Source organism: Martinezella sp. CNPSo 3964 (genome assembly GCF_057784375.1).
Map to the genome: position 1 here is coordinate 349,894 of NZ_JBXSOW010000003.1, position 24,879 is coordinate 374,772.

At 60.6% G+C, this 24,879-nt stretch carries 22 protein-coding genes and 1 riboswitch; of the genes, 12 read left to right on the plus strand and 10 right to left on the minus strand.

Features of this window, described 5'->3' with window-relative positions:
• Window positions 1-37: 37 nt before the first annotated feature.
• Window positions 38-115: riboswitch (SAM riboswitch) on the minus strand.
• Window positions 116-380: 265 nt separating this feature from the next.
• Complete coding sequence (locus tag AC13Q5_RS12115) at window positions 381-878, plus strand: hypothetical protein (RefSeq protein ID WP_075853497.1); 498 nt, start codon at window positions 381-383, stop codon at window positions 876-878.
• Window positions 879-924: 46 nt separating this feature from the next.
• Here the strand turns inward: AC13Q5_RS12115 and AC13Q5_RS12120 are convergent, their stop codons facing one another.
• Window positions 925-1,347 (minus strand): NUDIX hydrolase, encoded by a 423-nt coding sequence (locus AC13Q5_RS12120; RefSeq protein ID WP_488502018.1) that lies wholly within the window; start codon window positions 1,345-1,347, stop codon window positions 925-927.
• A complete protein-coding gene (locus AC13Q5_RS12125; protein ID WP_488501814.1) occupies window positions 1,347-2,189 on the minus strand; it encodes an AAA family ATPase in 843 nt (280 codons plus the stop codon). Before AC13Q5_RS12125 ends, AC13Q5_RS12120 begins: the two co-directional genes overlap by 1 nt.
• Before the next feature lie 163 nt (window positions 2,190-2,352).
• Between AC13Q5_RS12125 and AC13Q5_RS12130 the strand changes: the two genes are divergently transcribed.
• Entirely contained in the window at window positions 2,353-4,203 is a 1,851-nt protein-coding gene (locus AC13Q5_RS12130; RefSeq protein ID WP_075853500.1) for an ABC transporter ATP-binding protein/permease, read from the plus strand.
• 131 nt (window positions 4,204-4,334) lie between these two features.
• On the opposite strand, the gene efp is transcribed toward AC13Q5_RS12130, so the two are convergent.
• A complete protein-coding gene (efp, locus tag AC13Q5_RS12135) occupies window positions 4,335-4,904 on the minus strand; it encodes an elongation factor P (RefSeq protein ID WP_015341611.1) in 570 nt (189 codons plus the stop codon).
• 152 nt (window positions 4,905-5,056) lie between these two features.
• Here efp and epmA point away from each other — a divergent pair, with 152 nt between their 5' ends.
• The 7 genes from epmA to AC13Q5_RS12170 all read left to right on the plus strand — a co-directional run bounded on the left by epmA (window position 5,057) and on the right by AC13Q5_RS12170 (window position 13,403).
• Window positions 5,057-6,121, plus strand: coding sequence for an EF-P lysine aminoacylase EpmA (gene epmA / locus AC13Q5_RS12140; protein ID WP_488501815.1), 1,065 nt, complete (start codon window positions 5,057-5,059; stop codon window positions 6,119-6,121).
• Window positions 6,118-7,170 (plus strand): lysine-2,3-aminomutase-like protein, encoded by a 1,053-nt coding sequence (locus AC13Q5_RS12145; protein ID WP_488501816.1) that lies wholly within the window; start codon window positions 6,118-6,120, stop codon window positions 7,168-7,170. Before epmA ends, AC13Q5_RS12145 begins: the two co-directional genes overlap by 4 nt.
• A gap of 357 nt (window positions 7,171-7,527) precedes the next feature.
• Complete coding sequence (locus AC13Q5_RS12150; RefSeq protein ID WP_075853503.1) at window positions 7,528-7,779, plus strand: acyl carrier protein; 252 nt, start codon at window positions 7,528-7,530, stop codon at window positions 7,777-7,779.
• Window positions 7,779-8,972, plus strand: coding sequence for an acyl-CoA dehydrogenase family protein (locus tag AC13Q5_RS12155; protein ID WP_488501817.1), 1,194 nt, complete (start codon window positions 7,779-7,781; stop codon window positions 8,970-8,972). Before AC13Q5_RS12150 ends, AC13Q5_RS12155 begins: the two co-directional genes overlap by 1 nt.
• Before the next feature lie 6 nt (window positions 8,973-8,978).
• On the plus strand, window positions 8,979-9,887 hold the full coding sequence (locus tag AC13Q5_RS12160; protein ID WP_488501818.1) for an amino acid--[acyl-carrier-protein] ligase: 909 nt from the start codon (window positions 8,979-8,981) through the stop codon (window positions 9,885-9,887).
• A gap of 8 nt (window positions 9,888-9,895) precedes the next feature.
• Entirely contained in the window at window positions 9,896-10,855 is a 960-nt protein-coding gene (locus AC13Q5_RS12165; protein ID WP_488501819.1) for a DUF1839 family protein, read from the plus strand.
• 76 nt (window positions 10,856-10,931) lie between these two features.
• Window positions 10,932-13,403, plus strand: a complete 2,472-nt coding sequence (locus tag AC13Q5_RS12170) for a glycoside hydrolase family 2 protein (RefSeq protein ID WP_488501820.1) — start codon at window positions 10,932-10,934, stop codon at window positions 13,401-13,403.
• Between the two features lie 49 nt (window positions 13,404-13,452).
• Here the strand turns inward: AC13Q5_RS12170 and AC13Q5_RS12175 are convergent, their stop codons facing one another.
• From AC13Q5_RS12175 to AC13Q5_RS12200, 6 genes are all read right to left on the minus strand, one after another.
• On the minus strand, window positions 13,453-14,532 hold the full coding sequence (locus AC13Q5_RS12175) for an ABC transporter ATP-binding protein (RefSeq protein ID WP_488502019.1): 1,080 nt from the start codon (window positions 14,530-14,532) through the stop codon (window positions 13,453-13,455).
• 44 nt (window positions 14,533-14,576) lie between these two features.
• Window positions 14,577-15,647, minus strand: coding sequence for a Gfo/Idh/MocA family protein (locus tag AC13Q5_RS12180; protein ID WP_488501821.1), 1,071 nt, complete (start codon window positions 15,645-15,647; stop codon window positions 14,577-14,579).
• 7 nt (window positions 15,648-15,654) lie between these two features.
• Window positions 15,655-16,680 carry a Gfo/Idh/MocA family protein gene (locus AC13Q5_RS12185; protein ID WP_488501822.1) on the minus strand — a complete coding sequence of 342 codons (1,026 nt, stop codon included), beginning with the start codon at window positions 16,678-16,680 and terminating at the stop codon, window positions 15,655-15,657.
• 72 nt (window positions 16,681-16,752) lie between these two features.
• Entirely contained in the window at window positions 16,753-17,637 is an 885-nt protein-coding gene (locus AC13Q5_RS12190) for a carbohydrate ABC transporter permease (protein WP_083961359.1), read from the minus strand.
• Complete coding sequence (locus AC13Q5_RS12195) at window positions 17,630-18,541, minus strand: carbohydrate ABC transporter permease (RefSeq protein WP_075853811.1); 912 nt, start codon at window positions 18,539-18,541, stop codon at window positions 17,630-17,632. The genes AC13Q5_RS12190 and AC13Q5_RS12195 overlap by 8 nt, the downstream gene beginning before the upstream one ends.
• 61 nt (window positions 18,542-18,602) lie before the next feature.
• Window positions 18,603-19,889 carry an ABC transporter substrate-binding protein gene (locus AC13Q5_RS12200; RefSeq protein ID WP_457880398.1) on the minus strand — a complete coding sequence of 429 codons (1,287 nt, stop codon included), beginning with the start codon at window positions 19,887-19,889 and terminating at the stop codon, window positions 18,603-18,605.
• A gap of 180 nt (window positions 19,890-20,069) precedes the next feature.
• Here AC13Q5_RS12200 and AC13Q5_RS12205 point away from each other — a divergent pair, with 180 nt between their 5' ends.
• From AC13Q5_RS12205 to AC13Q5_RS12215, 3 genes are all read left to right on the plus strand, one after another.
• Window positions 20,070-20,765, plus strand: coding sequence for a TetR/AcrR family transcriptional regulator (locus tag AC13Q5_RS12205; RefSeq protein WP_488501823.1), 696 nt, complete (start codon window positions 20,070-20,072; stop codon window positions 20,763-20,765).
• A 428-nt stretch (window positions 20,766-21,193) separates the two neighbouring features.
• Window positions 21,194-22,615 carry a mandelate racemase gene (locus AC13Q5_RS12210; RefSeq protein WP_488501824.1) on the plus strand — a complete coding sequence of 474 codons (1,422 nt, stop codon included), beginning with the start codon at window positions 21,194-21,196 and terminating at the stop codon, window positions 22,613-22,615.
• Between the two features lie 253 nt (window positions 22,616-22,868).
• Window positions 22,869-24,131 carry a Gfo/Idh/MocA family protein gene (locus tag AC13Q5_RS12215; RefSeq protein ID WP_488501825.1) on the plus strand — a complete coding sequence of 421 codons (1,263 nt, stop codon included), beginning with the start codon at window positions 22,869-22,871 and terminating at the stop codon, window positions 24,129-24,131.
• A gap of 27 nt (window positions 24,132-24,158) precedes the next feature.
• On the opposite strand, the gene AC13Q5_RS12220 is transcribed toward AC13Q5_RS12215, so the two are convergent.
• Window positions 24,159-24,746 carry a transglycosylase SLT domain-containing protein gene (locus tag AC13Q5_RS12220; protein WP_488502020.1) on the minus strand — a complete coding sequence of 196 codons (588 nt, stop codon included), beginning with the start codon at window positions 24,744-24,746 and terminating at the stop codon, window positions 24,159-24,161.
• Between the last annotated feature and the right edge of the window lie 133 nt (window positions 24,747-24,879).

The following is a 24,879-nucleotide window of genomic DNA, read 5'->3' on the forward strand; positions in this document are numbered from 1 at the left end:
CCAAATACAAAAAAACCGGCCGCGATCATGAATCGCTACCGGTCCGCACGCGGCCCTTTAGCGACTTATTTAACGTGGCTGCAAGCCGGCCGGCCAAATCACCACGAGAGAGATTTCATAAACCTGTCATTCCGGCGGGTCAATGGGTAAGCCCTTGAGGGTAAGGCTGTGAACTCGGGTGAATTGAAGATGTCCGGGAGCCTCGGCGGGTTGCCTATCCTTTGCTCGTTGCGCTGAAAGATGGTGGCGAATGGCGGATCGACAGCCTGAAACACAGTCATTTGGGTACAGAACGCGGGATTGTCATCATTCTGATCTAGACTGTATGTCCACAACGTCTGCTTTCGAGACGCAAGCCGACTTTGTAGAATGGAACGAACATGACGCTGGATACGATACTGCCTTTTCTAGGCCATTCCGAACAAGATCCAGGGCTGGCCGACTTGTTGGCCTCCGTCGGGTTCGACGTTTCCCTGATGCCCGGGCGAGCCCAGCGTGGTGCCGGCACCGGACACTGCGAGCTAAACTCCCTTGGCATTGAACTCGCCTTCGACTTTCATACTGGCTATAAAACCAGGTTCGGAATGCCCAGGGATGGTGGCAAAGCGATCCTTTCGGCGATCTTTGCGTATGGCAAGCCCAGCGACATGCGTGCAGCCTATGTCGGGCCGATACCGTTCAGCCGCGGTCCGATTCACAACCGCGACGACGCTTTGCTAGAATTCGGTTTGCCTGTGCGGACCGAAGAAGAGGATGGCACTGTCGAATGGGACCAATGGGTGAAAGACGGCGTGCAGGTGCGTACGGAATACTTTGACGACGGCTCCCTTTTTATCTGCACCTACTCGGTACCCTTTATCAAAACCGTATCCAGCTAGCACAGCCACGGCAGATGAAGGCAATTCCGACTCGCGTTGGTGGCCCTTACAGGTGCTCAAGGAAGTGCTGCATACCATAGCCGAGGCGCTGCCTTGTCACGGCGATCGGCAGCCAGAAGAAGCGGAAGCGAATGGGGTCGCTGCCGTCGAACGGCGTCATCTCGAAATGGAACCAGGTATCCGGTGTTGCTTCGGGCAGGGTGCAGCGGAAATAGTGTCTCTGATGATGGTATTCGCGCCCGTCCTTTTCTAAGCGGTAGTCATGAATGCCGAGCGGATATAGATCGCCCGCCGCAAGCCCGGTCTCTTCTTCGAATTCGCGCGCTGCCGCCAGAGCCAAATCTTCGCCATCCTCGACCGTGCCGCCCGGAACCTGCGGCTCAATGGTGGGAAAATCCGGTTCGTCAAAAACAAGCAGATGCCCGTCCCGAACGGCGTAGATCAGAACCTTGACGGCATCGGGCTGCATCATTTCCCTTGCCCTCGCGCCATGAAGGCCAGCCGTTCGAAGAGATGGACGTCCTGCTCGTTCTTCAGCAATGCGCCATGCAGCTTCGGCAGCGCGTTCTTCGCATCGGCGCGCAGCGTTTCGGGATCGACGTCGTCGGCGACCAGCAGGCGAATCCAGTCGAGGGCTTCCGAGGTCGAAGGCTTTTTCTTCAGGCCCGGTACGTCTCGAATTTCGAAGAATTGCGTCAGCGCCGCATGGACGAGCGCCTGCTTGATGCCGGGATAATGCACCTCGACGATGCGCTTCAGCGTCTCCATGTCGGGAAAGCGGATATAGTGGAAGAAGCAGCGACGCAGGAAGGCGTCCGGCAATTCCTTCTCGTTGTTCGAGGTAATGATGACGATCGGGCGGATCGCAGCCTGGATGGTCTCGCCGGTCTCATAGACATGGAATTCCATGCGGTCGAGTTCCTGCAGGAGATCGTTCGGGAACTCGATGTCGGCCTTGTCGATCTCGTCGATCAGCAGCACGCATTTCGCCGGCGAGGTGAAGGCCTGCCAGAGCTTGCCCTGGCGGATATAGTTCCTCACATCGTGAACGCGCTCATCGCCGAGCTGGCTGTCACGCAGGCGCGACACGGCATCATATTCGTAGAGGCCCTGCTGCGCCTTGGTGGTCGATTTGACGTTCCATTCGATGAGGTCGAGACCGAGGGCGGCGGCTATCTGGCGCGCAAGTTCGGTCTTGCCCGTACCGGGCTCGCCCTTTACCAGGAGCGGGCGCTCCAGCCTAATGGCGGCATTGACGGCGACCATCAGATCCTTGTCGGCGATATAGTCGGCAGTTCCCTGGAATTGCATCGGAAGGCTTTCTCAATCTTTCGAGTGCAAGCTAAATGCTGACCTTATTCGGTTCAAGACGCGAAACCGTGTATATAGGAATGTGATCCCACCGATCTATTGCAAGGGTGGACATGAGGGCGGGTCATGATTAATTGACGGGACGCGTCGCAGGGAAGTGCTGATGGCAGTTGAAAAGCAAGCCAAGCCGAATATCCAGGGAAACGAACAGGTCGGATACGATTTGAGCCTTTTCTTTCGGCTGAGGATGATGTTCTCCGCTTTCTGGAATTCGGCTGTTCGCATCAAGATCATTTCCCTAACCATCGCGCTCTTCGTGATCATTCTGGTCACGGCCTATGTCCAGGTGCTGCTTAACAACTGGAATGCGCCTTTTTACGATTCACTGGCAAGGCGCGATATCACCGCTTTCTTCCATCAACTCGGCGTCTTCGGCATCATCGCCGGCTCGCTGCTCGTCCTCAATGTCGTCCAGGCCTGGCTGAACCAGATGACCGCGCTCTATATGCGCGAGGGGTTGGCGCGGGATCTGGTGGATCAATGGCTGCAGGCCAAGCGTGCGCTTCGCCTTGCCTCTTCCGGCCTCATCGGCGTCAATCCCGACCAGCGGCTGCATGAGGACGCCCGCAATCTTGCCGAAAGCTCGACAGGGCTTGCCATCGGTCTGGTGCAGGCGACAATCCTGCTTTTGAGCTTCATCGGCGTGCTCTGGGAGCTCTCCAGCGGCATGGTCTTTCATCTCAGGGGCATGAGCTTCTCCATCCCGGGCTACATGGTCTGGGCGGCGATCCTTTATGCCGGATCGGCGTCCTTTCTCAGCCAGTTCGTCGGCCGCCGTCTCGTGCGGCTGAATGCGGATCGCTATTCGAAGGAAGCCGAGCTGCGCTTCGCGCTCATGCATGCCAACGAACATATGCCGGCGATCACGATTGCCGGCGGCGAGGAGAACGAGCGCCGGCGGATCAATCTTGATATTTCGGCCGTGCTTGCCGTCATCCGCCAGCTCGCCATCGCCAATACCAATCTGACCTGGGTGTCGGCCGGCTACGGCTGGCTGGTGCTGATCATTCCCATCCTCGTTGCCGCACCCGCCTACTTCTCCGGCGGCCTGACCTTCGGCCAGCTGATGGTGGCGGTTGGTGCCTTCAATCAGGTCAATTCGGCGTTGCGCTGGTACGTCGCCAATTTCGGGCCGATCGCCGAATGGCGCGCCACGCTGATGCGTGTGACCGATTTCCGCAAGGCACTGACGGAAATGGATGACAAGACGCCGATGCCGCACACCCTCATCTTTGAAAAGGCGGCACCGGGCACGATGGTCTGGACCGATCTGGAGATTTCGACGAAGACCAGTGACGAAGCGACGGAAAACGGCTTCCGGATCGCGGAAGGTACGGTCACGATCAATGCCGGCGAGCATGTGATGATCAACGGTGATCACGGCGTGAACCGCAGACTGCTGTTCGAGGTGCTGGCGCATCAATGGTATAGTGGTTCCGGCACGGTCAGCCTGCCGCCGATGGACGATATGCTGTTCGTGCCGCACACGCCTTATGTACCGACCGGCACGCTGAGGGAAGCAATCTGTTTTCCTGATGATCGGGATGCCTATGACGATGCCGCCGTCGATGCCGTCATCGACAAGGTGGGGCTTGGCCGCCTGAAGAGCCGTCTCGACACGCAGGCTCGCTGGGATCGATTGCTCGATACCGAAGAGCAGAAAGCCGTCGGCTTTGCGCATCTGCTGCTCGCGAAGCCGAAATGGGTCGTCTTCGACGATGCCCTGGAAGGGCTGGAGGCCGAGGTACAGGCGAAGGCGTTTGCTCTGCTGGCGGAACTGGAAGATGCAACCCTGATCTATATCGGCCGCTCCGATGCCTTCATGCACGCCATGTCGCCGCGTGTCCTGCATCTGCAGTCTTTGGCTCCGCATGAGCACAGCACCGACACGCAAACGTCTTCCGAAGCTAGCGTTGCGGCACAGACGGATGAGAAAAAGGCCAGTGCGCCGTAACCAGGTGCGCTGTAACTAGGACGGCTCGGTAAGTCTTCACACCGCCGCTGCTTTGGCTTCAATCCGCCCAAAATGCAAAACGCCCCGTCACCAGGACGAGGCGTTTTTCAATGCGGAGAGAAACTGATCGCTCAGTCCTTGGCGCGCTCGACGTAGGAATTGTCTTCCGTGGCGATGACGACGCGGGTGCCGGCGGTAATGTGCGGCGGCACCAGGGTGCGGATGCCGTTCGACAGTATGGCGGGCTTGTAGGAAGAGGATGCCGTCTGGCCCTTCACGACCGGCTCGGTCTCGCTGATTTCGAGCGTGACATGGCGCGGCAGTTCGATCGCGAGCGGGATGCCTTCGTGGATCGACAGGATGCAGGTCATGCCTTCCTGCAGATAGGCCTTCTGGTCGCCCATGGTTTCGACGTCGACGACCACCTGGTCGTAGGTTGCCGGGTTCATGAAGTGGAAGCCTTCGCCGTCTTCATAGAGGTACTGGAAGTTCACGTCTTCGACGAAGGCGCGCTCGACCTGCTCGGTGGTGCGCCAGCGCTCGGAGACCTTCACGCCATCGACGATGCGGCGCATGTCGACCTGGGTGACCGGAGTGCCCTTGCCCGGATGAAAGTTCTGTGCGGTGAGAACGACGTAGAGCTTGCCGTCGACGTCGAGAACGTTGCCCTTGCGGACGGAAGAGGCGATGACCTTGACCATAAGACTTCCTTGTAACGCTGCGTTTTGCGTCGTAGAGGGACTGTCTGAATGCTCTCCGAGACGCAGCTTTTGTTTGCTTGGGGGCGCAACTACCCTAAATCAATGGAAATTGCCACCCCCCAACGTGGCCGGTGCGCTGAAGAAAGCTAGGAATGAAGCCAAAGACGAGCAAAGCGTCCCCCTGGTGGACCCGCAACGTCCATGCGGACCGGCGGCCGTTCCTCATCGGTCGCAATGCCATTCAGGCGGCATTGCGCATTTTCTTCGCGCGCAACGACTTCATCGAGGTCGATACGGCGACGCTGCAGGTGTCGCCCGGCAACGAGGCGCATCTCCACGCCTTCGAGACCGAAGCGCTGACGACCGACGGCAGGGCATTGCCCCTCTATCTGCACACCTCGCCGGAGTTCGCCTGCAAGAAGCTGCTTGCGGCCGGCGAAGAGCGCATCGCCTGCTTTGCCCATGTCTACCGCAATCGCGAGCGCGGGCCGCTGCACCATCCGGAATTCACCATGCTCGAATGGTACAGGGCGGGCGAGAGCTACGAGACCCTGATGGCGGATTGCGCCGCGTTGCTTGCGCTGGCGGCGGAAACTGTGGGTGCAAAGAAATTCAGCTACCGGGGCGCTGAAACGGATCCATTTTTGCCGCCTGAGCGCATCAGCGTTGCCGCCGCCTTCCAGCGCTATGCCGGTATCGATCTCTTTGCCTCCATCGGCCTCGATGGGTCGACGGATCGCGAGCGGCTGGCGGAGGATATGCGTAAGGCGGGCATTCGTGTTGCTGATGACGACCTCTGGCAGGATCTCTTCAGCCGGATTCTGGTCGAGAAGATCGAGCCCAATCTCGGCTTCGGTCGCGCCACCATTCTCGACGAATATCCCGTTTCCGAGGCGGCACTTGCGCGGCCGTCGGCAGCCGATCATCGCGTCGCCGAGCGTTTCGAGCTCTATGCCTGCGGCGTCGAGCTTGCCAATGCCTTCGGCGAGCTTACCAATGCCGAGGAGCAGCGGCGACGCTTCGAGATCGAGATGGCGGAAAAGCAGCGCGTCTATGGCGAAACCTATCCTCTGGACGAGGAGTTTCTGGAGGCGCTTGCCGTCATGCCCGAGGCGAGCGGCATCGCGCTCGGTTTCGACCGGCTCGTGATGCTGGCAACCGGCGCTTCGCGGATCGAACAGGTCTTGTGGGCACCCGTCGCGGAGTATGACGCATGAATGTGATGCGCCCGATCCGGACTATCGGCGAGCTTGAACGCGCCGGGTTGATCGATGCCGATCAGGCGGTTGCGCTGGAAGCCGTGGCGGAGCGCTATGCCGTTGCCCTGACGCCGACCGTGGCGCGCCTGATCGATCCCGCGAACCCAGCCGATCCCATTGCCCGGCAGTTCGTGCCTGATGCCGCTGAACTCATCGTTACGCCCGACGAGCGGGCCGATCCGATCGGCGATCACGCCCATAGCCCGGTCGAAGGCATCGTGCATCGCTATCCGGACCGCGTGCTTCTGAAAGCCGTGCATGTCTGCCCGGTCTATTGCCGCTTCTGCTTCCGGCGCGAGATGGTCGGGCCACAGGGGCTCGGCACGCTTGATGGAGATGCGCTCGACGGTGCCTTTGCCTATATCCGCGACCACAAGGAAATCTGGGAGGTTATCCTCACCGGCGGCGATCCGCTGGTGCTTTCTCCGCGACGGCTCGAAGAGATCTTGAGGCAGATTGCCGATATCGACCATGTGAAGATCGTCCGCTTTCACACGCGCATCCCGGTCGTTGACCCATCAAGGATCGATGCGGCGCTGATTGCGGCGCTGAAGGCGAGCGGCAAGACCATCTATGTGGCGCTGCATGCCAACCATCCGCGCGAGCTGACCAAGGAGGCCCGAGCTGCCTGCGCCCGGCTGGCCGATGCGGGGATCGTGCTCGTCAGCCAGTCGGTTCTCCTGAAGGGCGTCAATGACGACCCCGATGTACTGGCGGCGCTGATGAAGGCTTTCGTCGAAACGCGGGTGAAGCCCTATTACCTGCATCATCCGGACCTTGCGCCCGGCACCGGCCATTTCCGTCTGACGATCGCCGAGGGACAGGCGATCGTTGCGGCGTTGCGTGGCCGCATCTCCGGCCTTTGCCAGCCAACCTATATTCTCGATATTCCCGGCGGCCACGGCAAGGCCGATATCGGCCAGAGTTCGGTGCGTGAGCTTGGCGAAGGCTGCTATTCGGTTTCGGACTATCGCGGCGGCGAACATATCTATCCGCCGCAAAGCTAAAGCGTACACTTATGATCCTATACTGCGCTGACGCTCTGATTGTGGTGATGATTTTCGAATAAAACGTAATGGCGAATTTTGATGCGTTAACCTTCTTCGTGATCCCGTTCTTCCTAAAATCATCAGGATAAAATATTAGAAAATTTTAATATTCATGCGGAAGTCATCATTTAGATGGCTTACACATGGTAAATTTTAATCAGAAAAGTCTCGAATATAGCAATCTCCTACAAAGTATAAGTTGTTTGTATTTACCACGTCGCTTAGCGGAATGTTCTATTTTGCCTGTTACTTCTTGGCGAACGATAAGACGGCGTAACTTCGGTTATGCTTACCATTGCCAGAAGGGACTAGACTATGAACAAGACGATTCGCGATTTGCTGGCCAAGTTCGGCGCGCTTCCCGTTGCTATCGATCAGATCGAAGACGATGCCGATCTCTACGCAACCGGACTGTCTTCCTTCGCTTCCGTGCAGTTGATGCTTGGCATCGAGGAAGCCTTCGACATCGAGTTTCCCGACAATCTGCTGAACCGCAAGTCCTTCGCCAGCATTGCCGCGATCGAGAGAACCGTCGGCATGATCCTCGACAGTAGAAAGGTCGCATAATGACTGCGGCGGTCGCTTTACTCGAGGTTGGGGCGGGCGAGGGAGCGGCGGTACGCGCCGCCCGCGTCGCAGCGATCGCCAGCCAGCACGCCGATGCCGTCGATGCCGAGGGCCGGTTTCCACGCGAAGCTGTCGACGCCATGCGCGCCGAAAAACTTCTCTCCATCCAGATCCCCGCCGATCTCGGCGGTGAAGGCGCGTCGATGACCGAAATCGCCGAGCTCTGCTCGATCCTCGGTCAGGCCTGCGCCGCAAGCGCCATGGTCTTCGCCATGCACCAGATCAAGCTTTCGAGCCTGGTCGAGCACGGCGCCGAGAGCGACTGGCATCGTGACTTCATGCGCCGCATCGCGCGGGAACAGCTGCTGCTCGCTTCGGCGACGACCGAAGGCGGGATCGGTGGCAACCTGCGCAACAGCATCTGTGCCATCAAGGTCGAGGGTGACACCTGCTACCTCGAAAAGGATGCGACCGTCATTTCCTATGGCGCCCATGCCGACGCCATCCTGATTACCTCGCGCAGCCATGCCGAGGCGGCGTCCTCCGATCAGGTGCTGACCTGCTTCCTGAAAGACCAGTACGACATCAAGCGCACGGTCGAGTGGAACACGCTCGGCATGCGCGGCACCTGCTCCGACGGCTTCCTCTTCAAGGGCGAAGCTCCGGCCAGGCAGATCCTGCCGAAGCCATTTGCCGAGATCGCCGCGCAATCGATGCTGGCAAGCTCACATCTTCTTTGGAGCGGCGTGTGGCACGGCATTGCCGCCGACGCTGTTTCCCGCGCGCAGGCATTCGTGCGCGCCGCTGCCCGCAAGTCTCCCGGTGCGCCGCCGCCCGGCGCGCTGCGTCTCGCCGAAGCCTCCAGCATGCTGCAGATGGTGAAGTCCAACGTGGTTGCCGGGCTGAAGGCCTATGAAGAGGCGAAGCTCGATGCCGATCGCCTGTCGTCCATGGCCTTCGCCGTGGCGATGAACAACGTCAAGATCGCTTCGTCCGAGATGATCCTGCCGATCATCAACCACGCGATGCTGATCTGCGGCATCATGGGCTACAAGAACGGTACGCCCTACAGCCTCGGCCGCCACCTGCGCGATGCGCACTCGGCGCAATTGATGATCTCGAATGACCGCATTCTCGGCAATACGTCGACCATGCTGCTCGTCCACAAACAAGATACCAGCCTGTTGGGGTAATTCGTCATGGATATGCAATCCTCGTTTCTCGACCGTCTTTTTGATTCCGGTTTGCTGATCGATACCGGCGTTGACGGTCTCTATGGCCGCAGCGGCCAGTTTGAAGACGTCATTGCCGCCTTCGAGCGTCTGATCGACACGTTCGGTGGCGCCGATGGCGCCGAGGCCATCCGTTTTCCGCCCGGCATGAACCGCGCCTTCTTCGAGACGAGCGGCTACATGAAGAGCTTTCCGCAGCTCGCCGGCACGGTGCACAGCTTCTGCGGCAACGAGCTCGACCATATGAGCCTGCTGAAGTGCATGGAAGTCGGCGACGACTGGACTAGGGATCAGCAGGCGACCGATATCGTGCTGACGCCGGCAGCCTGCTATCCGCTTTATCCGACGGTTGCCAAGCGCGGCGCCATTCCTGAAAACGGTGCGCTCTACGACCTGCAGTCCTATTGCTTCCGCCATGAGCCTTCCAAGGACCCGGCCCGCCAGCAGCTTTTCCGCATGCGCGAATATGTCTGCATGGGCAGCGAAAAGCATGTGACGGATTTCCGCCAGAGCTGGATGGACCGCGGTGTCGAGATGATGAAGGCCGTCGGCCTCGACGTGACCATTGATGTCGCCAACGACCCGTTCTTCGGCCGCGCCGGCAAGATGCTTGCCAACAACCAGCGCGACCAGAACCTCAAGTTCGAGTTGTTGATCCCGATCACGTCCGTTGCCAAGCCGACTGCCTGCATGAGCTTCAACTACCACCAGGATGCCTTCGGCACGAAGTGGGGCCTGAACTTTGCCGATGGCAGCGTCGTGCACACGGCCTGTGTCGGTTTCGGCCTGGAGCGTATTGCGCTGGCGCTGTTCCACACCCACGGTCTCGACGTCAAGGAATGGCCCGAGAGCGTGCGCAAGGCGCTGTGGGGCTGATCGCTCCCATGGCTTCCGTGTTTCAGGGACTGGATCCCGCCGCCTACAAGCCACATGCGCTGCACGACAGCGAGCGCATGTGGCCCGAGACGAATTGCTACATCGATCTCTGGATCGAGGTGCTTTCGACCTTGAAGCTGCCACCGGAAGCCATGCTCGGCTTCACGGTCACCCAGGATTTCGAAGGCGACCAGTTCACCTTCTTCAAGGCGCCGCTCGAGGATCTGGAAGCGCTCTACGGCGTGCGCTGCACCGAGCTTGCGATCTACGACAAGGTTCAGAACCATGTCGCCGAGCAGATCGGCCGCGGCCGACTTTGCCTGGTGGAGATGGATTCTTTCTTCATGCCGGATACGCAGGGGGTCGGCTATCGCCGCGAACACGGTAAGACGACGGTTGCGATCAACCGGCTCGACATGCAGGGCCGCACGCTCGATTACTTCCACAATGGCGGCTTCTTCCAGCTGTCCGGCGAGGATTTCGACGGGCTGTTCCAGCTGCATCTGACGGATGAAGACCTGCCCTTCCTGCCCTACACGGAATTTGCGAAATTCCCGGAGAAGGCACCGGCCGAGGCCGCGATCCGCGAGACCGCGCGGCGGCTTCTCTCCTTCCATTTCCGTCGTCGCCCGCAGGCCAATCCGATCCGTGCCTTCGCAAACGTCTTCCCCGCGCAGGTGGAGGCGATCGCCGAGCGGCCTTTCGGCTTCTTCCACAAATATGCCTTCAACACGCTGCGTCAGCTCGGCGCAAATTTCGAGCTCGCCGGCAGCCACTTCGACTGGCTTTCGACCGATCTGGCAGATGCGGCCGGAGAAGCACGGAAAATTTCCGAGACGGCGAAGTCGGTGCAGTTCCAGCTGGCCCGCGCCATCACGCGCAAGAAATTCGAGCCGCTGCGTACGGCCCTTGATCCCGCCGCAGATGCGTGGGATTCCATGATGAGCGAGCTCGAACGGAAGCTTTGACGGGCTTCTGTTCGATCGCGATACGGCTGGGTTATTTCTGAACATATTGGGGCGAGGGAAATCCCTCGAAAATGTCATGGGCGGGCGCTTGGCGGATCTCGGCGGTGGAATGCGGCTGAGCGAAGGATGGAATCTGGTGTTGACGGATGCAGGCACCTGCATCTTGCCGTCGGATGTGCCGCTGACCTCTGGCTTCATTCCAGCACCAGTGCCGGGCACGGTGGCGGAAGCTTTGGAAAAGGCTGGGCGTTTCGACCGGACGAAGCCGCAACCGCTTCACGACCATGACGCCTGGTACATTTGCCGTTTGGTGGATGCGGAAGCGGGCGAGGCGGTTTTGCGGCTGGAGGGGCTGGCGACACTCTGCGAAGTTTTCCTCAACGGCCAGAAAATCCTCGTGTCCGAGAGCATGTTCGAGGCTCACGATGTCGACGTCACCTTGCTTGGTGGCGACGAGCTGGCGCTTTGCTTCCGCGCGCTGGAGCCGAAGCTTTCTGAGCCCGGTCCGCGCGCCCGCTGGCGGCCGCAGATGATCACGCCGCAGGGGCTGAGGACAGTGCGCACGACGCTGCTTGGCCATATGCCCGGCTGGTGCCCCGAGGTTCAGGCCGTCGGCCCTTGGCGCCCGATTTCGCTGCTGCGACCGAGCGCGCCCATCATTCGTGATCTCTCGCTGCGGCCGGATCTGCTCGAGAACGGCGAAGGTAGGCTCTATGCCTCGCTTTCGATCGAGGGCGATATCAACGAGCTGCTTTTGGGGTGCGGGGAGGCGGAACAGGCCTTCGAGAAGGATAGTGCCAACCGTTATACCGCAATCCTGAAGATTCCCGATGTGGCGCCCTGGTGGCCGCATACGCATGGCGCGCCGCAGCTCCATGATGTCACGCTCGTCGTGGATGGCGTCGTACATAGGCTCGGCCAGACCGGTTTCCGGCGGCTGTCGGTGGATCGCGGCGCCGATGGGCAGGATTTCGCCCTGATGGTCAATGGCGAGCGGATCTTCTGCCGGGGTGCCGTGTGGACCACGGCGGATATCGTGCGCCTACCCGGTGGCCGCGATGATTACGAGCGCTGGCTGCGGCTGGCGGCCGAGGCCGGCATGAACATGATCCGCATCGGCGGCACCATGGCCTATGAGACGCCGGACTTCTTCCGTCTCTGCGATGAACTCGGCCTCATGGTCTGGCACGACTTCATGTTCGCCAATTTCGACTATCCGAAGAACGACAAGGCGTTCAATGCGCATGTTGAAGCGGAGGTTTCGCAGCTTCTGAGCCGCACGCGTCTCTCGCCTTCGCTGGCAGTCCTGTGTGGCGGCAGCGAGATCCACCAGCAGGCGGCGATGATGGGCCTGCCCGAGCAGTTCTGGAAAAGCCCCGTTGTCGAAGAAATCATTCCGCCGCTGGTGCAATCGCTCCGGCCTGATGTGCCCTATGTCGTCAATTCGCCCTCCGGCGGCCCGATGCCGTTTTCGCCGAATGCGGGCGTCACGCACTACTATGGCGTCGGCGCCTATATGCGGCCGCTCGCCGATGCGCGTCGCGCCGATGTCCGCTTTGCCGCCGAGAGCCTGGCTTTCGCGCATGTGCCGCAAGCCCGCACGCTTGGACAGCATCTGCAGGTCCCTGCAGTCCATAGCCCACTATGGAAAGAGCGCGTGCCGCGTGATCGCGGCGCGTCCTGGGATTTCGAGGATGTGCGCGATCATTATCTTCAGGAGCTCTATGCCTTAGAGCCCAACCGGCTGCGACGGGAGGATCCGGATCTCTATCTGAACCTCTCGCGCGCCGTGACCGGCGAAGTGGCCGAGGAGACCTATGCCGAGTGGCGGCGCCATGGCTCCGGCTGCAACGGGGCGCTCGTTTGGACGCTGCAGGATCTCCTGCCCGGCCCGGGCTGGGGCGTGATCGATTCGACTGGAGAGCCGAAGCCGGTCTGGTATGCGCTGCGCCGCGCCTTCCGGCCGGTGCAGGTGCTGTTGATGGACGAGGGCACGAACGGTCTCGACCTGCATGTCATTAACGAGAGCGATGCGGCGCTGGAGCTGACCGTCCAGGTTTCCTGCCTGCGCGACGGTCGCCAGATCGTCGTCGGCGGTGGCCGCGATCTGGTGCTCGAGGCCCGCGGCAAGAAAAAGATAGCCTGCACTGATCTTTTTGGCGCCTTCTTCGATACGACCTATGCCTACCGTTTCGGCCCGCCATCGCATGATGTCGCAGTGGCGCGGCTGACGGCGTCGGCAACCGGCGCTGTCGTCGCTGAAGCTTTCTATTTTCCGCTTGGGCGCGCGAAGACGTTTCATGATGCCGAGATCACGGCGTCGGCAGTGCTGGAGGGCGAGGACTGGTTTCTCGATTTGAGCAGCGATCGGCTGGCGCAGTCGGTGCAGATCGATCTGGAAGCCTATCGGGCGGAGGATGACTGGTTCCATCTTGCGCCGGGCGGCAGCCGGCGCGTTCGGCTGCATCGGCGCGATGGCGTTCCGGCCGATGTCATTCCGTCCGGCCAGATCCGTTCCATCGGCAGCCGACGGATCGTCGAGGTGTGAAGGAATATCTCGCCCGCCCGGGGCGAGATAGATCCTGCGCTAGCCCCAACTACAAAGTCACGCCGTCCGGGCCGAACAGATGGCAGCGCTCGGGATCTATATGGATGCTGACCGCTTCGCCGGCGCGGATGCTCTGCTGATCTTCCAGTGCGACCGTGAGCGCCTGGCCGCCATGCAGCGTCACATAGAGGATGGTCTGGCCGCCGAGGTGCTCGACGAGATCGACGCGGGCATTGCCGAGTCCCACGCCACGATCGCCGACGTTCAGATGTTCCGGGCGGGCGCCGAGGGTGACGGGTTGTCCGGGCTGCAGGCCGCCCAGCCGCCGCGGCAGGCGCGCCGTCTGCCCGGCGAGGTCGATGACGGCGGAGCCGTCGTCGGAAGCGACGATCTTCGCGTCGAGGAAATTCATCTTCGGCGAGCCGATAAAACCGGCGACGAACTTGTTCTTCGGCTTGTTGTAAAGGTCGAGCGGCGCACCAACCTGCTCGATCTTGCCGCCATTGAGCACGACGATCTTGTCGGCCATGGTCATGGCCTCGGTCTGGTCGTGGGTGACGTAGATCATGGTGTTGCCAAGCCGCTGATGCAGGCGGGCGATCTCGACGCGCATCTGCACGCGCAGTTCCGCATCGAGGTTCGAGAGCGGCTCGTCGAAGAGGAAGATGTTGGGCTCGCGCACGATGGCGCGGCCGATGGCGACGCGCTGGCGCTGGCCGCCCGAAAGCTGCTTCGGCTTGCGCTGCAGCAGCTGCTTGATCTGCAGGACCTCGGCCGCCTTTTCAACGCGCGGCTGGATGTCCTGCTTCTTCATGCCGGCGGTTTCAAGGCCGAAGGCCAGGTTCTTGTAGACGGTCATATGCGGGTAAAGCGCATAGGACTGGAAGACCATGGCGATGCCGCGCTTGGAGGCGGGGACATCGTTCATGCGGCTGCCGTCGAGATAGAGCCCGCCGCCCGAAATCGGCTCGAGGCCAGCGATCATGCGCAGCAGCGTGGACTTGCCGCAGCCGGAGGGACCGACGAAGACGGTGAATTCCCCCGGCTCGATTTCCAGGTCGATCCCGTGAACCACCTGAAGCTCGCCATAGCGCTTGATAACCTTCTGCAGCGATACGCTTGTCGCCATGGGTGCTCCCTCCTTGTTGGTCCTGATGGCTCGCGGGGCAATGTTCATGCCGGCCTCCAGCTCTTGTATTTCTTGGCTTCCGGCCCGACGGGGAAGCGGACTTCCGTGCGGGTTTCCGACGATTCATAGAAGGCTGTGACCAGCTCCAGCGCCTGGCGGGCGTCGGCCGTGGTCACCGGCAGCGGTCCGCCCGACACCAGCGCTTCATGGAACAGTTTCATCTGCGTGTTGAAACGGTTCGGGATCGGCGACCAGTCGGCGAGCAGCGCGTCGATCTTTGCGCCGATCTCGTCATTGGCGGGAACGATCTTCCAGGGATCCTGGCCGGGGCTGTAGGGCTCGTGGTTGCTCTCGATCAGGACGTTTTCGAAGGCGAGTCGCAGGCGGCTGATCTGCTCCTGTGAGCCGAGTGTGGCGCTGATGGTGGCGAGCGCGCCGTTTTCCATCAGCAGGCTGGCGCTGGCGCAATCCTCCACTTCGATATCGTTGACGCGGGTTGCGACGCGGCCGAAGAGGCCCGCGATCGGCCCCATCAGATAGGTGAGCATGTCATGCAGATGGATTGAATGTGTCATCAGCACGCCGCCGAGTTCGGTATCCCACTTGCCGCGCCAGGGGACCGCGTAGTAATCGCCGCCGCGCACCCAATGCGTCTCCGACGTGGCGACATAGGGCTTGCCGGCAATGCCTGAAGCGATGATGCGCTTGGCCTTCTGGATGCCGTCGCCATAGCGATACTGGAAGATCGGCATCAGCCGGCCCTTGGCCGTCTTTTCGGCGGCAATGACGGCATCGACATCGGCGAGCGATCCCACGAGCGGCTTCTCGCAGACGACATGCTTGCCGGCGGCAAGTGCCTGCATGATGAGCTGGAAATGCGAACCGGGCGGCGTGCAGATGTCGATGATGTCGATATCGGGCATGTTGAGGACTTCGGAGAAATCCTTGACGCGCTTTTCGATGCCGAATTCGTCGCCGACCGCGTTCAGGCGTTCCTCGTTGAGATCGCAGAGAACGGCAACTTCGTAGCGATCGGCATGCGGCAGATAACCTTCGGTGATGTGGGAGCGGCCGATACCGAGGCCGATGATCGCGACTTTCTTGATGTCGGACATATCGAGATTACCTCTGAATGCTGTTGAGCGATGTTGCTTCGGCGAGCGCCTGCGCCTTCAGCGCCAGTTCCATCGCCTTGAAGCAATGTTCCTGACCCATCGCCGTTTCGGTGCGGTCCCTTATGTCGGCGGCAAGCTGGCGGCCGTAGGGCAGCTCCACTCCGCTGCAATCGATATGCTGCATGCCCTTGCGGTCGGTGAGGAAGAGATGATCGGTGCCGGGCCGGCCGGCAACGTCGATATATTTGCGCAGCTCGATCGTGCCCTCAGTGCCGACGATGAAGAGGCGGCCGTCGCCCCAGGTGGAAAGCCCATCCGGCGTGAACCAGTCGACGCGGACATAGCCGGTGACGTCGGGTGTCCTCACATGGAAATCGCCATAGTCCTGCAAGCCGGGCGTTTCCGGATTGGCGCGGTTAGACACCGTTGCCGACAGCACTTCGGCTTCGAGGGAATCTGCGAAGAACAGGAACTGCTCGCATTGATGCGAGGCGATATCGGCGATGATGCCGCCATAGCGCTTGCGGTCGAAGAACCAATCCGGCCGGGTCGGCTTGCGCAGCCGGTGTGGGCCGAGGCCTGTCGTGTGGATGACCTTGCCGATGGCGCCTGCCTTCACCAGCTCGCCGGCCTTGACCGTCGACGCCGTCTCGAAATGCTCTGAATAGAGGATGGAGACGATGCGTTTGGTTTCGGCCTGCACCTTCCGGACGTCTGCCAGTTGATCCAGCGTCACCATGCCGGGTTTGTCGAGCATCACGTCCTTGCCGTGGCGCATGGCCTCGATGGCAAGCCCGGCCCGTTCGCTGGAAATGGCGGCGCTGACGATCAGCGAGATGGAGCTGTCCTCCAGGATTTCTCGTTTGTCGGCAACGCGTTTCGCCTGCGGAAAGCGCTCGGCGAAGATTTTGGCGAGATCGTCTTCCACGGCATGGAAAGCGACCAGCTCCGCGCCGGCGCGCAGCATGACGTTGACCTGGCCGTAGATATGATCGTGATTGAGGCCGATGGCGGCAAAGCGCAGCGCGCTCATGCGACATTCCTTTCAATGGTTTCTTTGTTTACGGTCCCGAACCTTGGGTATTCGGAACCGCGGGGTTCATAATCAGCGTTTCAGGCCGGCGGTCGCGATGCCGTCGATCAGCAGCCTCTGGAAGAAGAGGAAGATCAGGAAGACCGGGATCAGCGACAGGCTCGACATGGCGAACAGGCTGCTCCAGTCGGAACTTCCGGTGGAGTCCACGAAGGAACGCAGGCCGAGCTGCACCGTGTAGGTGTTGATGTCCGAGAGGTAGATCAGCGGCCCGAAGAAATCGTCCCAGGTCCAGATAAAGGAGAAGATGGCGGCCGTCGCCAGAACGGGCAACGACAGCGGCAGCATGATGCGCCAGTAGATGCGCCATGGGCTGCAGCCGTCCATCATCGCGGCCTCGTCCAGCTCGCGCGGAATGCCGCGGAAGAACTGCACCATCAGGAAGATGAAGAAGGCGTCGACCGCGAGGAATTTCGGCACGACGAGCGGCAGCATCGTCTTCACCCAGCCGAGCTTTAGGAAGAGGATATATTGCGGGATCAGCGTGACGTGATAGGGCAGCATCAGCGTGCCGAGCATCAGCGCGAACCAGAAATTCTTGCCCCAGAAGTTCAGCCTTGCGAAGGCGTAAGCCGCCAGCGAGCAGGAGATGACGTTGCCGATGACCGAGAGCACGGCGATGACGGCTGAATTCCAGACGAAGGTACCGAAGGTGACCTGGCCGCCGAACCAGCCGCGGGCATAGGAACTGAAATCGAAGTGCGAGGGGATCAGCGATGCCGTGCCGAAGATCTCGTTCTGGTCCTTGATTGAGCCGGAGAGCATCCACAGCAGCGGATAGAGCATCACGATCGACGCGGCGATCAAGGCGATGTGGATGAGGGCGGAGAGGAACCACGGGCGCTCGCGCGGTGGCTTCATGTCCTCGGCAAAATGGGTGAGCTTCGCGTCAGTCATCGTAGTGGACCCAATAACGAGCGGAGAGGAAGGAGAAGGCGGTGAAGATGGCGATGATAACAACCAGAACCCAGGCCAGCGCTGAGGCGTAGCCCATGCGGAAATAGCCGAAGGCTTCCTGATAGAGGTAGAGCGTGTAGAACAGCGTCGAATCGATCGGGCCGCCGGTGCCGGAGGAAATGACATAGGCCGGCGTGAAGGCCTTGAAGGCGTCGATCGTCTGGACCACGGCGTTGAAGAAAATGACAGGCGTCAAGAGCGGCAGGGTGATCTTGAAGAAGATACGCGTCTTGGAAGCACCGTCGAGGCTGGCCGCTTCGTAGAGATCGGTGGGGATCTGGCGCAGGCCGGCAAGGAAGATGATCATCGGCGAGCCGAACTGCCAGATGGCGAGGATCACGAGCGTGTAGAGCGAATAGTCCGGATTGGAGATCCAGCTCGGCCCGTTGATGCCGAAGGCATACCAGAGCAGGGTGTTGACGATGCCGTCAGCATCGAAGATCTGCCGCCACAGCACCGCGATCGCGACGCTGGAGCCGAGTAGCGACGGCAGGTAGAAGATGGCGCGATAGACCGGCAGGCCCTTGATGCCGCGGTTCAGCAGCAGCGCCACCAGCAGCGCGAAGGCGAGCTTCAGCGGCACGGAACAGACGACATAGAACAACGTCACCTTCATCGACGAGAGAAACTTGTCATCCGCCGTCGCGATCCGCACGTAATTTTCGATGCCGACGAGGTTCGGCGACTGGAGCAGATTGTAGTCGGTGAAGGAGAGATAGAGCGAGGCGATCGCCGGCCCGAGGGTCAAACCGAAAAAGCCGATGAACCACGGCAGAAGGAAGAGATAGCCGGGTGCGTTGCGCGCGAAAGCGCTCGGCGCCTTATAGGTGGTTTCCACGCGCAACGGCGCGGGCGCGCCGACGACCAAGTCGCCGGCAACGCTCTTGCTGTTTGTACCCACGGTATCAGCCTCGCGTAATGTTTGCTGCTGCCTGTTCGGTGAACTTCGTACCAGCGTCCTGCGCGCTGGTTTTGCCGAAAGCCACTTCCTCGGCGATCTTCTTCAGCAGGAATGCATTCTCGCCGGCGCCGTTCGGCGGCGACGGCGGCAGTGCGCCGACATGCGGCGTCAGCCGGCCGATATAGTCGACGACCTGTTTGCTTGTCGCATCGAGATCCGGGGTCAAAAGATCGCGAATCTTCGGCGAGGCGGGAACGCCGCGTTCGAGACCGAGCGTCTTCGTGCCCTCCGGATCCTCCACCAGATAATTGACGAAGGCGACGGCGGCATCCTTATTCGGGGATGTTGCCGAGACCGACATGAGCATGGAGGGCTTCAGATACTGGCCGGGTTTGCTGTCCGCACCCGCGACCGGATAGGAGACGATATCGAGCTTTTCCTTGTTCAGGCCCTGAATGGCCACGAACTGGTTGGAATGGGCGAAGCTCATCGCTGCCTTTTTGGTGACAAGCATATCGGTTTCGAGCGTCTGCTGATCGAGCGCCTGCACGTCGGCCGGAACGCAGGCGCCGATCTTGCGCATATGGCCCCACAGATCGAACCATTCGGTCGCGTCCTTGGCTTCGAAGGCGAGCTTGCCGTCCGTCGTATAGAGCGCCTTGCCGCGCTGGCGCAGCCAGCATTCGAGCGCCGGCTCCCCACCGCTTGCATCGGCCGTGCCGTAAAAACCGCGACGCTTCTTGGCGGCGGTTACCTTGGCGCAGGCATCGCCGACCTGTTCCCACGTCATGGCATCATGTGGCGGTTCGACACCGGCTTCGGTCCAGGCGGCCGTGTTGAGGACGACCATGAAGGAGTTCACGCCAAGGCTGACGCCGTAGATCTTGTTGTCGACCTTGCCGGAATCGATGTTGGCCGGGCCGAAATCCTCGATCGCCAGGCTCTTGCCGAGATAGGGCGTCATGTCGAGCAGCGCGCCACGACGGGCATATTCGAAGATGTAGCGATAATCCATCTGGATGAGGTCGGGCGCATTGCCGCCACCGGTCTGGGTGGCGAGGCGCGTCCAATAGCTGTCCCAGCCGAAGGATTCGCCTGCAATGGTGATATCCGGGTTCTTCGCCTGATAGGCCTTTACGGCTGCAAATGTCCGGTCGCTGCGCTCCTTCGATCCCCACCAAAGAAGGCGCATCGCGGTTGCCGCATTGGCGCGGGAAAGTCCGATACTGCTGAAAGCTAGCGTGGCTGCCATTCCGGCAAGCAACTGCCGGCGGTCGATCGTCAACGTCATCCTGGTCTCCTCCCCAGCGAACCGATGATTTACGAACTGCTTTGCATGATATAACTATTTGGTTACAAGTTGGATAGAAACGCGATCGCTGTCAAGCACCAATCGCGTCGCAATGAAAACGAGGCGTGCGGGACCGGCGGCATCCATCGCTGAAGGCACCGGTCGGGAAGGAGATCGTCCATGGCGGGCAGGGCGAGGCAAGCGACTGAAAATGCAGCACAAGCCGACACCGACAGGGCCATCAAAACACGGTCGAAGAAGGTGTCGCGCAATCCGCAGCGCACCCATGCCACGATCCTGGAGGCCGCGACGGAAGAATTTGCCGCGCATGGTTTCGGCGGCGCCCGAGTGGATGCGATCGCAGCGCGAGCGCAGACCAACAAGCGGATGCTGTATCACTATTTCGGCGACAAGGAGGGGCTCTATCTCGCCGTGCTGGAGGCGACCTATGCGACGATCCGCAACGCGGAAAAACAGCTCGATCTCGCGCGCCGTCATCCGGAGGAGGGAATGCGGGAGCTGGCCTTGTTCACCTGGCGGCATTTTCTTGCGCATCCGGAATTTCTGAGCCTGCTTGCCACCGAAAATCTGCATCATGCGCATTATCTGCAGCGATCGGACAAAGTTTCTGCCATGCATTCGCATCTGATCGACGAGCTTGCGGATGTGCTTCGTCGCGGCGAGGCGCTCGGCATTTTCCGTCCAGCGGTCGATCCCATATCCGTCTATCTCACGATCGCGGCACTTGGCTTTTTCTATTTGTCGAACCGTCACACCTTGTCGACGATTTTCGCGCGGAAGCTGACGGCGCCCGATGCGCTGAATGACTGGGGCGAGCACATCGTTGCCGTCACGCTCGCTTCGATCCGCGCGTAGTGCCCGGCAGTTTGGCGGTTTCGAGAAATTTTCAAAAGGTGATTGACAAGGCTGACGACAACGCGCGATCTTGTAACCATATGGTTACATTGTTTGGGTGGCCAAATATTTGCTTTTCCTGGTTCTGGAGGGAACCGGGCATGGAGGAGATAGCGCGAAGCGTGTTGGCTACAATGTATGACGTGGTCGGCGATGTGAAGAACTTCTTCTGCAACTATCCAAATGGCCCCTCAACCCAGCCCTCTCCCCGTTGAAACGGGGAGAGGGGGCGCCAGAGCAAGCCAGCTTGCCGTTACCGGTTTCGTACTGGTCACGGGCTTGAAGACTCCCTCTCCCCGCTTGCGGGGAGAGGGCTGGGGTGAGGGGCCATGCAACGCAATGCGTACACGAACAGACTTGCCTGACCATCACGGGAGCCGACCAGCATCATGACCGAACCATTGAACATCAGGCTTGTCGAGGCTGAGGCATTCGAGCGCCCGGTCAAGCTGCGGCTTCCATTCCGTTTCGGGGCGGCGACCTTGCGGGAGGCGCGGCAGATTTTTCTGCGTGTACGCATCGAGGATGCGCAGGGACGCTCTGTTGAGGGCATGGCTGCCGAGCTGATGGTGCCGAAATGGTTCGATAAATCGCCCGAGCTTTCCAATGCCGACAATGAAAACCAGCTGCGCCGGTCGCTGGCTCTGGCGCTTGATGCGCTGAGGAGTGCGGGGTTAGGAACGGCTTTCGGCCTGCATGCGGCTGTCGAGGCCTCGCATCACGCCCGCGCAGCGGCGGAGAAGCTGAACGGACTGGTTGCCTCCTTCGGTCTGGCGCTTGCCGACCGAGCTATCCTCGACGCGCTTTGCCGGCTGGAAGGGCTGACGATCGCGCAGGCGATCAAGGCCAATCGGCCCGGCATCGATCACTCCACCGCGCGCGATCTTTCGGGCTTCGATCTCTCCGGTTTCCTCGCGACCTTGGAACCGGCAGCGAACCTTGCCGCCCGCCACACGGTCGGTCTGGTCGACGCCATCGTTCCTAGCGATATTCCGGCAAGCGAGCGCCTGAACGACGGACTGCCGGAAAGCTTTGAGGAGGCGATCGATGCCTATGGCCTGACCTTCTTCAAGGTCAAGGTTTCGGGTGCGCCCGAGGCGGATATCGATCGTCTCTGCCGCATCGCTGCTGTCATCGATGCCAAGGTGCCTAGCTACTCGGTGACGCTTGATGGCAACGAACAGTTCTCCTCCGCCGAGGCGGTCGCCGATCTGCTTGCCCGCGTGAAGGCGGAGCAGAGGCTGGCAAGATTTGCCGCCTCGATCCTGTTCGTCGAGCAGCCGATCGCCCGCGCCCATGCCTTCGAAAAGCCGGTGAAGGCGCTTGCCGCCTTCAAGCCGGTGGAGATCGACGAATCTGATGCCGATATCGATGCCTTCGTTACGGCGAGGGCGCTCGGCTATACCGGCATCTCCTCGAAATCCTGCAAAGGATTCTATCGCTCGCTGTTAAACCGGGCGCGCGTCGCCAAATGGAGTGCGGAGGATGGCATTGCCTATTTCATGTCGGCCGAGGACCTGACGACTCAAGGGGGCCTTGCCGTGCAGCAGGATCTGGCGCTCGCCTCGCTGATCGGCATGACGCATATCGAGCGCAACGGCCATCACTATGTCGATGGCATGGCTGGCGCGCCGGAGGCAGAGCAGGCCGCCTTCGCCGAGACGCATTCCGATCTCTACCGCGTCAGCAATGGCCGCACACGGCTACGGATCGAGGCGGGGCAGCTTGCGATCGGCTCGGTCATCAATGCGGTTGGCCTTGGCTCTTCGGTCGAGCCTGATTGGGCGGCAATGGAAAGGTCGCCGGCGTAGGATTTTAGTCGATATCATGGGGCTTTGAGTCTTTTTGAGCATGCCCCTCACCCTAGCCCTCTCCCCGCTCGCGGGGAGAGGGGACGACGGAGGAAGACGATCGAATTCTCAGCTCGGATCGTGACTTCGGTTTGGCAGGGAAAGCCCCCTCTCCCCGCGAACGCGGAGAGGGTTGGAGTGAGGGGCACACCACCGAGATAAATTCAGGCCGCCAAGGCCGCATCATCGTTGTTTGCAGATTCTGGAGGAGCAGATGCAGTCATCGAAGAAACGCTACGTTCTGGTCGGCACGGGAAACCGTGGCGCGACCATGTGGGGCAAGGATCTGGTCGAGCGCTGGAGCACCGAGGTCGAGCTTGTGGCGGTGTGCGATCTCAATGCCATGCGCGCGAAGCGGGCGCTCGACTATATCGGCGCAATGGTGCCAGTTTATACCGACTTCGACGAATTGCTGCGGACGGAAAAGCCGGATCTGGTCATCGTCTGCACCCGCGATTCCACTCATGACGATCTGATCGTCAAGGCGATGGAGGCCGGTGCCGATGTCATCAGCGAGAAGCCGATGACGACGACTGTCGACAAGATCAAGCGCATCCTCAATGCCGAGGCGCGTACCGGCAAGCGGCTGGATATTTCCTTCAACTATCGCTTCGCGCCGACAGCGGCAAAGATCAAGGAGCTGATCAATTCCGGCGTCATCGGCGAGGTTACGTCCGTCGATTTCCATTGGTATCTCGACACCAGCCATGGTGCCGACTACTTCCGCCGCTGGCACGCTTTCGTCGAAAATTCCGGTAGCCTCTTCGTTCATAAGGCGACGCATCACTTCGATCTGCTGAACTGGTATCTGGATTCCGATCCGGAAACGGTCTCCGCCTTTGCCGATCTCAAGCACTACGGCCGCAAGGGTCCCTTCCGCGGCGAGCGCTGTCGCAGCTGTCGTTACAAGGACGAGTGCGACTATTATCTCGACATCAGCGCAACGCCGCTGCTCGAGAGCCTTTACGAGGAGCCGTCGACCGTCGATGGCTATGTCCGCGATGCCTGCGTCTTCCGCGAGGATATCGACATCCCCGATACGATGGTTGCTTCCATCCGCTATCGCAACGGCGTCAACGTCTCCTATTCCCTCAATACCTATATGCCGATCGAAGGCCATCACATCGCCTTCAACGGCCACAAGGGGCGCATCGAATTGCGCCAATACGAGAAGCAGAACTGGACGACGCCGCCGGCGGACGAGATCGTCGTGATGAAGAATTTCGGCGATGTCGAGCGTATCTGGGTGCCACATTCATCCGGCGGGCATTATGGCGGCGACGACCGGCTGCGCAACATGCTCTTGCGCGCCGGCCCGAACGACGAGCTCAAGCAGCGGGCCGGTTCGCGCGCTGGGGCGATGTCGGTTCTGTGCGGTGTCGCAGCATTGCAAAGCAGCCGTACCGGCCAGCAGGTGTCGATTGCCGATATCTGGGGTAAGGATGATGGCTTGAATCTTTTGGAGCCGCGGCCTTAGGGCTTGCGGCGCCAGCCATCCAATCGATCAGTTGCAGCTCGGCAGCTGCTGCGCGTAGATCCGCGTTATGCCGTTGAAGCGCTTGGCGCCGGCGAGAGCGGTCGAATTGCCGCGCCATGATCCCTGCAGGTAACCCTTGGGGCCTGAATAATAGGCAAGATAGAGATCGTAGGAATTGTTCAGGGCAATACCTGTCTGCAGGTGGGTCTGGTAGTGATACCAGCCGACGAAGTCGATAGCGTCGGCGAAATTGGTGCGGCTTGCCGTCCAGTTGCCCGTCTCGCGCTTGTACTTGTCCCATGTGCCGTCGAGCGCCTGCGAATAACCGTAAGCGGTCGTCGGGCGCTTCCAGGGAATGAAGCCGAGCAAATAGCGCCGCGGCGGGCGCGCGCGCGGCCGGAAGCCGGATTCGGTGTAGATCGTCGCCATCAGGATCGGCACCGGCACGCCGTATTTGCGCTCGGTGCGCTCGGCGGCCCGCTGCCAGTTGTTGAACCAGCCGTCGCGCTGATCGAAGATCGCGCAGATGTTGCGGGTGCGCGACGGCGCGGTAGCACAGCCCGCCAGCACGCTGAGCAGCATTACGGCCAGAATGGAAAGGACGCGGGTACGCATTACTAGAACCTCTTCATTGCTGCGCCGCGCGTCGTGAAGATGCGCAAAGGACGCAGCAACAACCTGTTGGCGCATGATCCTTTCCAAAAATTCGCGGACGAACTTTTGGGGGCATGCGCTGAAGAGATTGCTA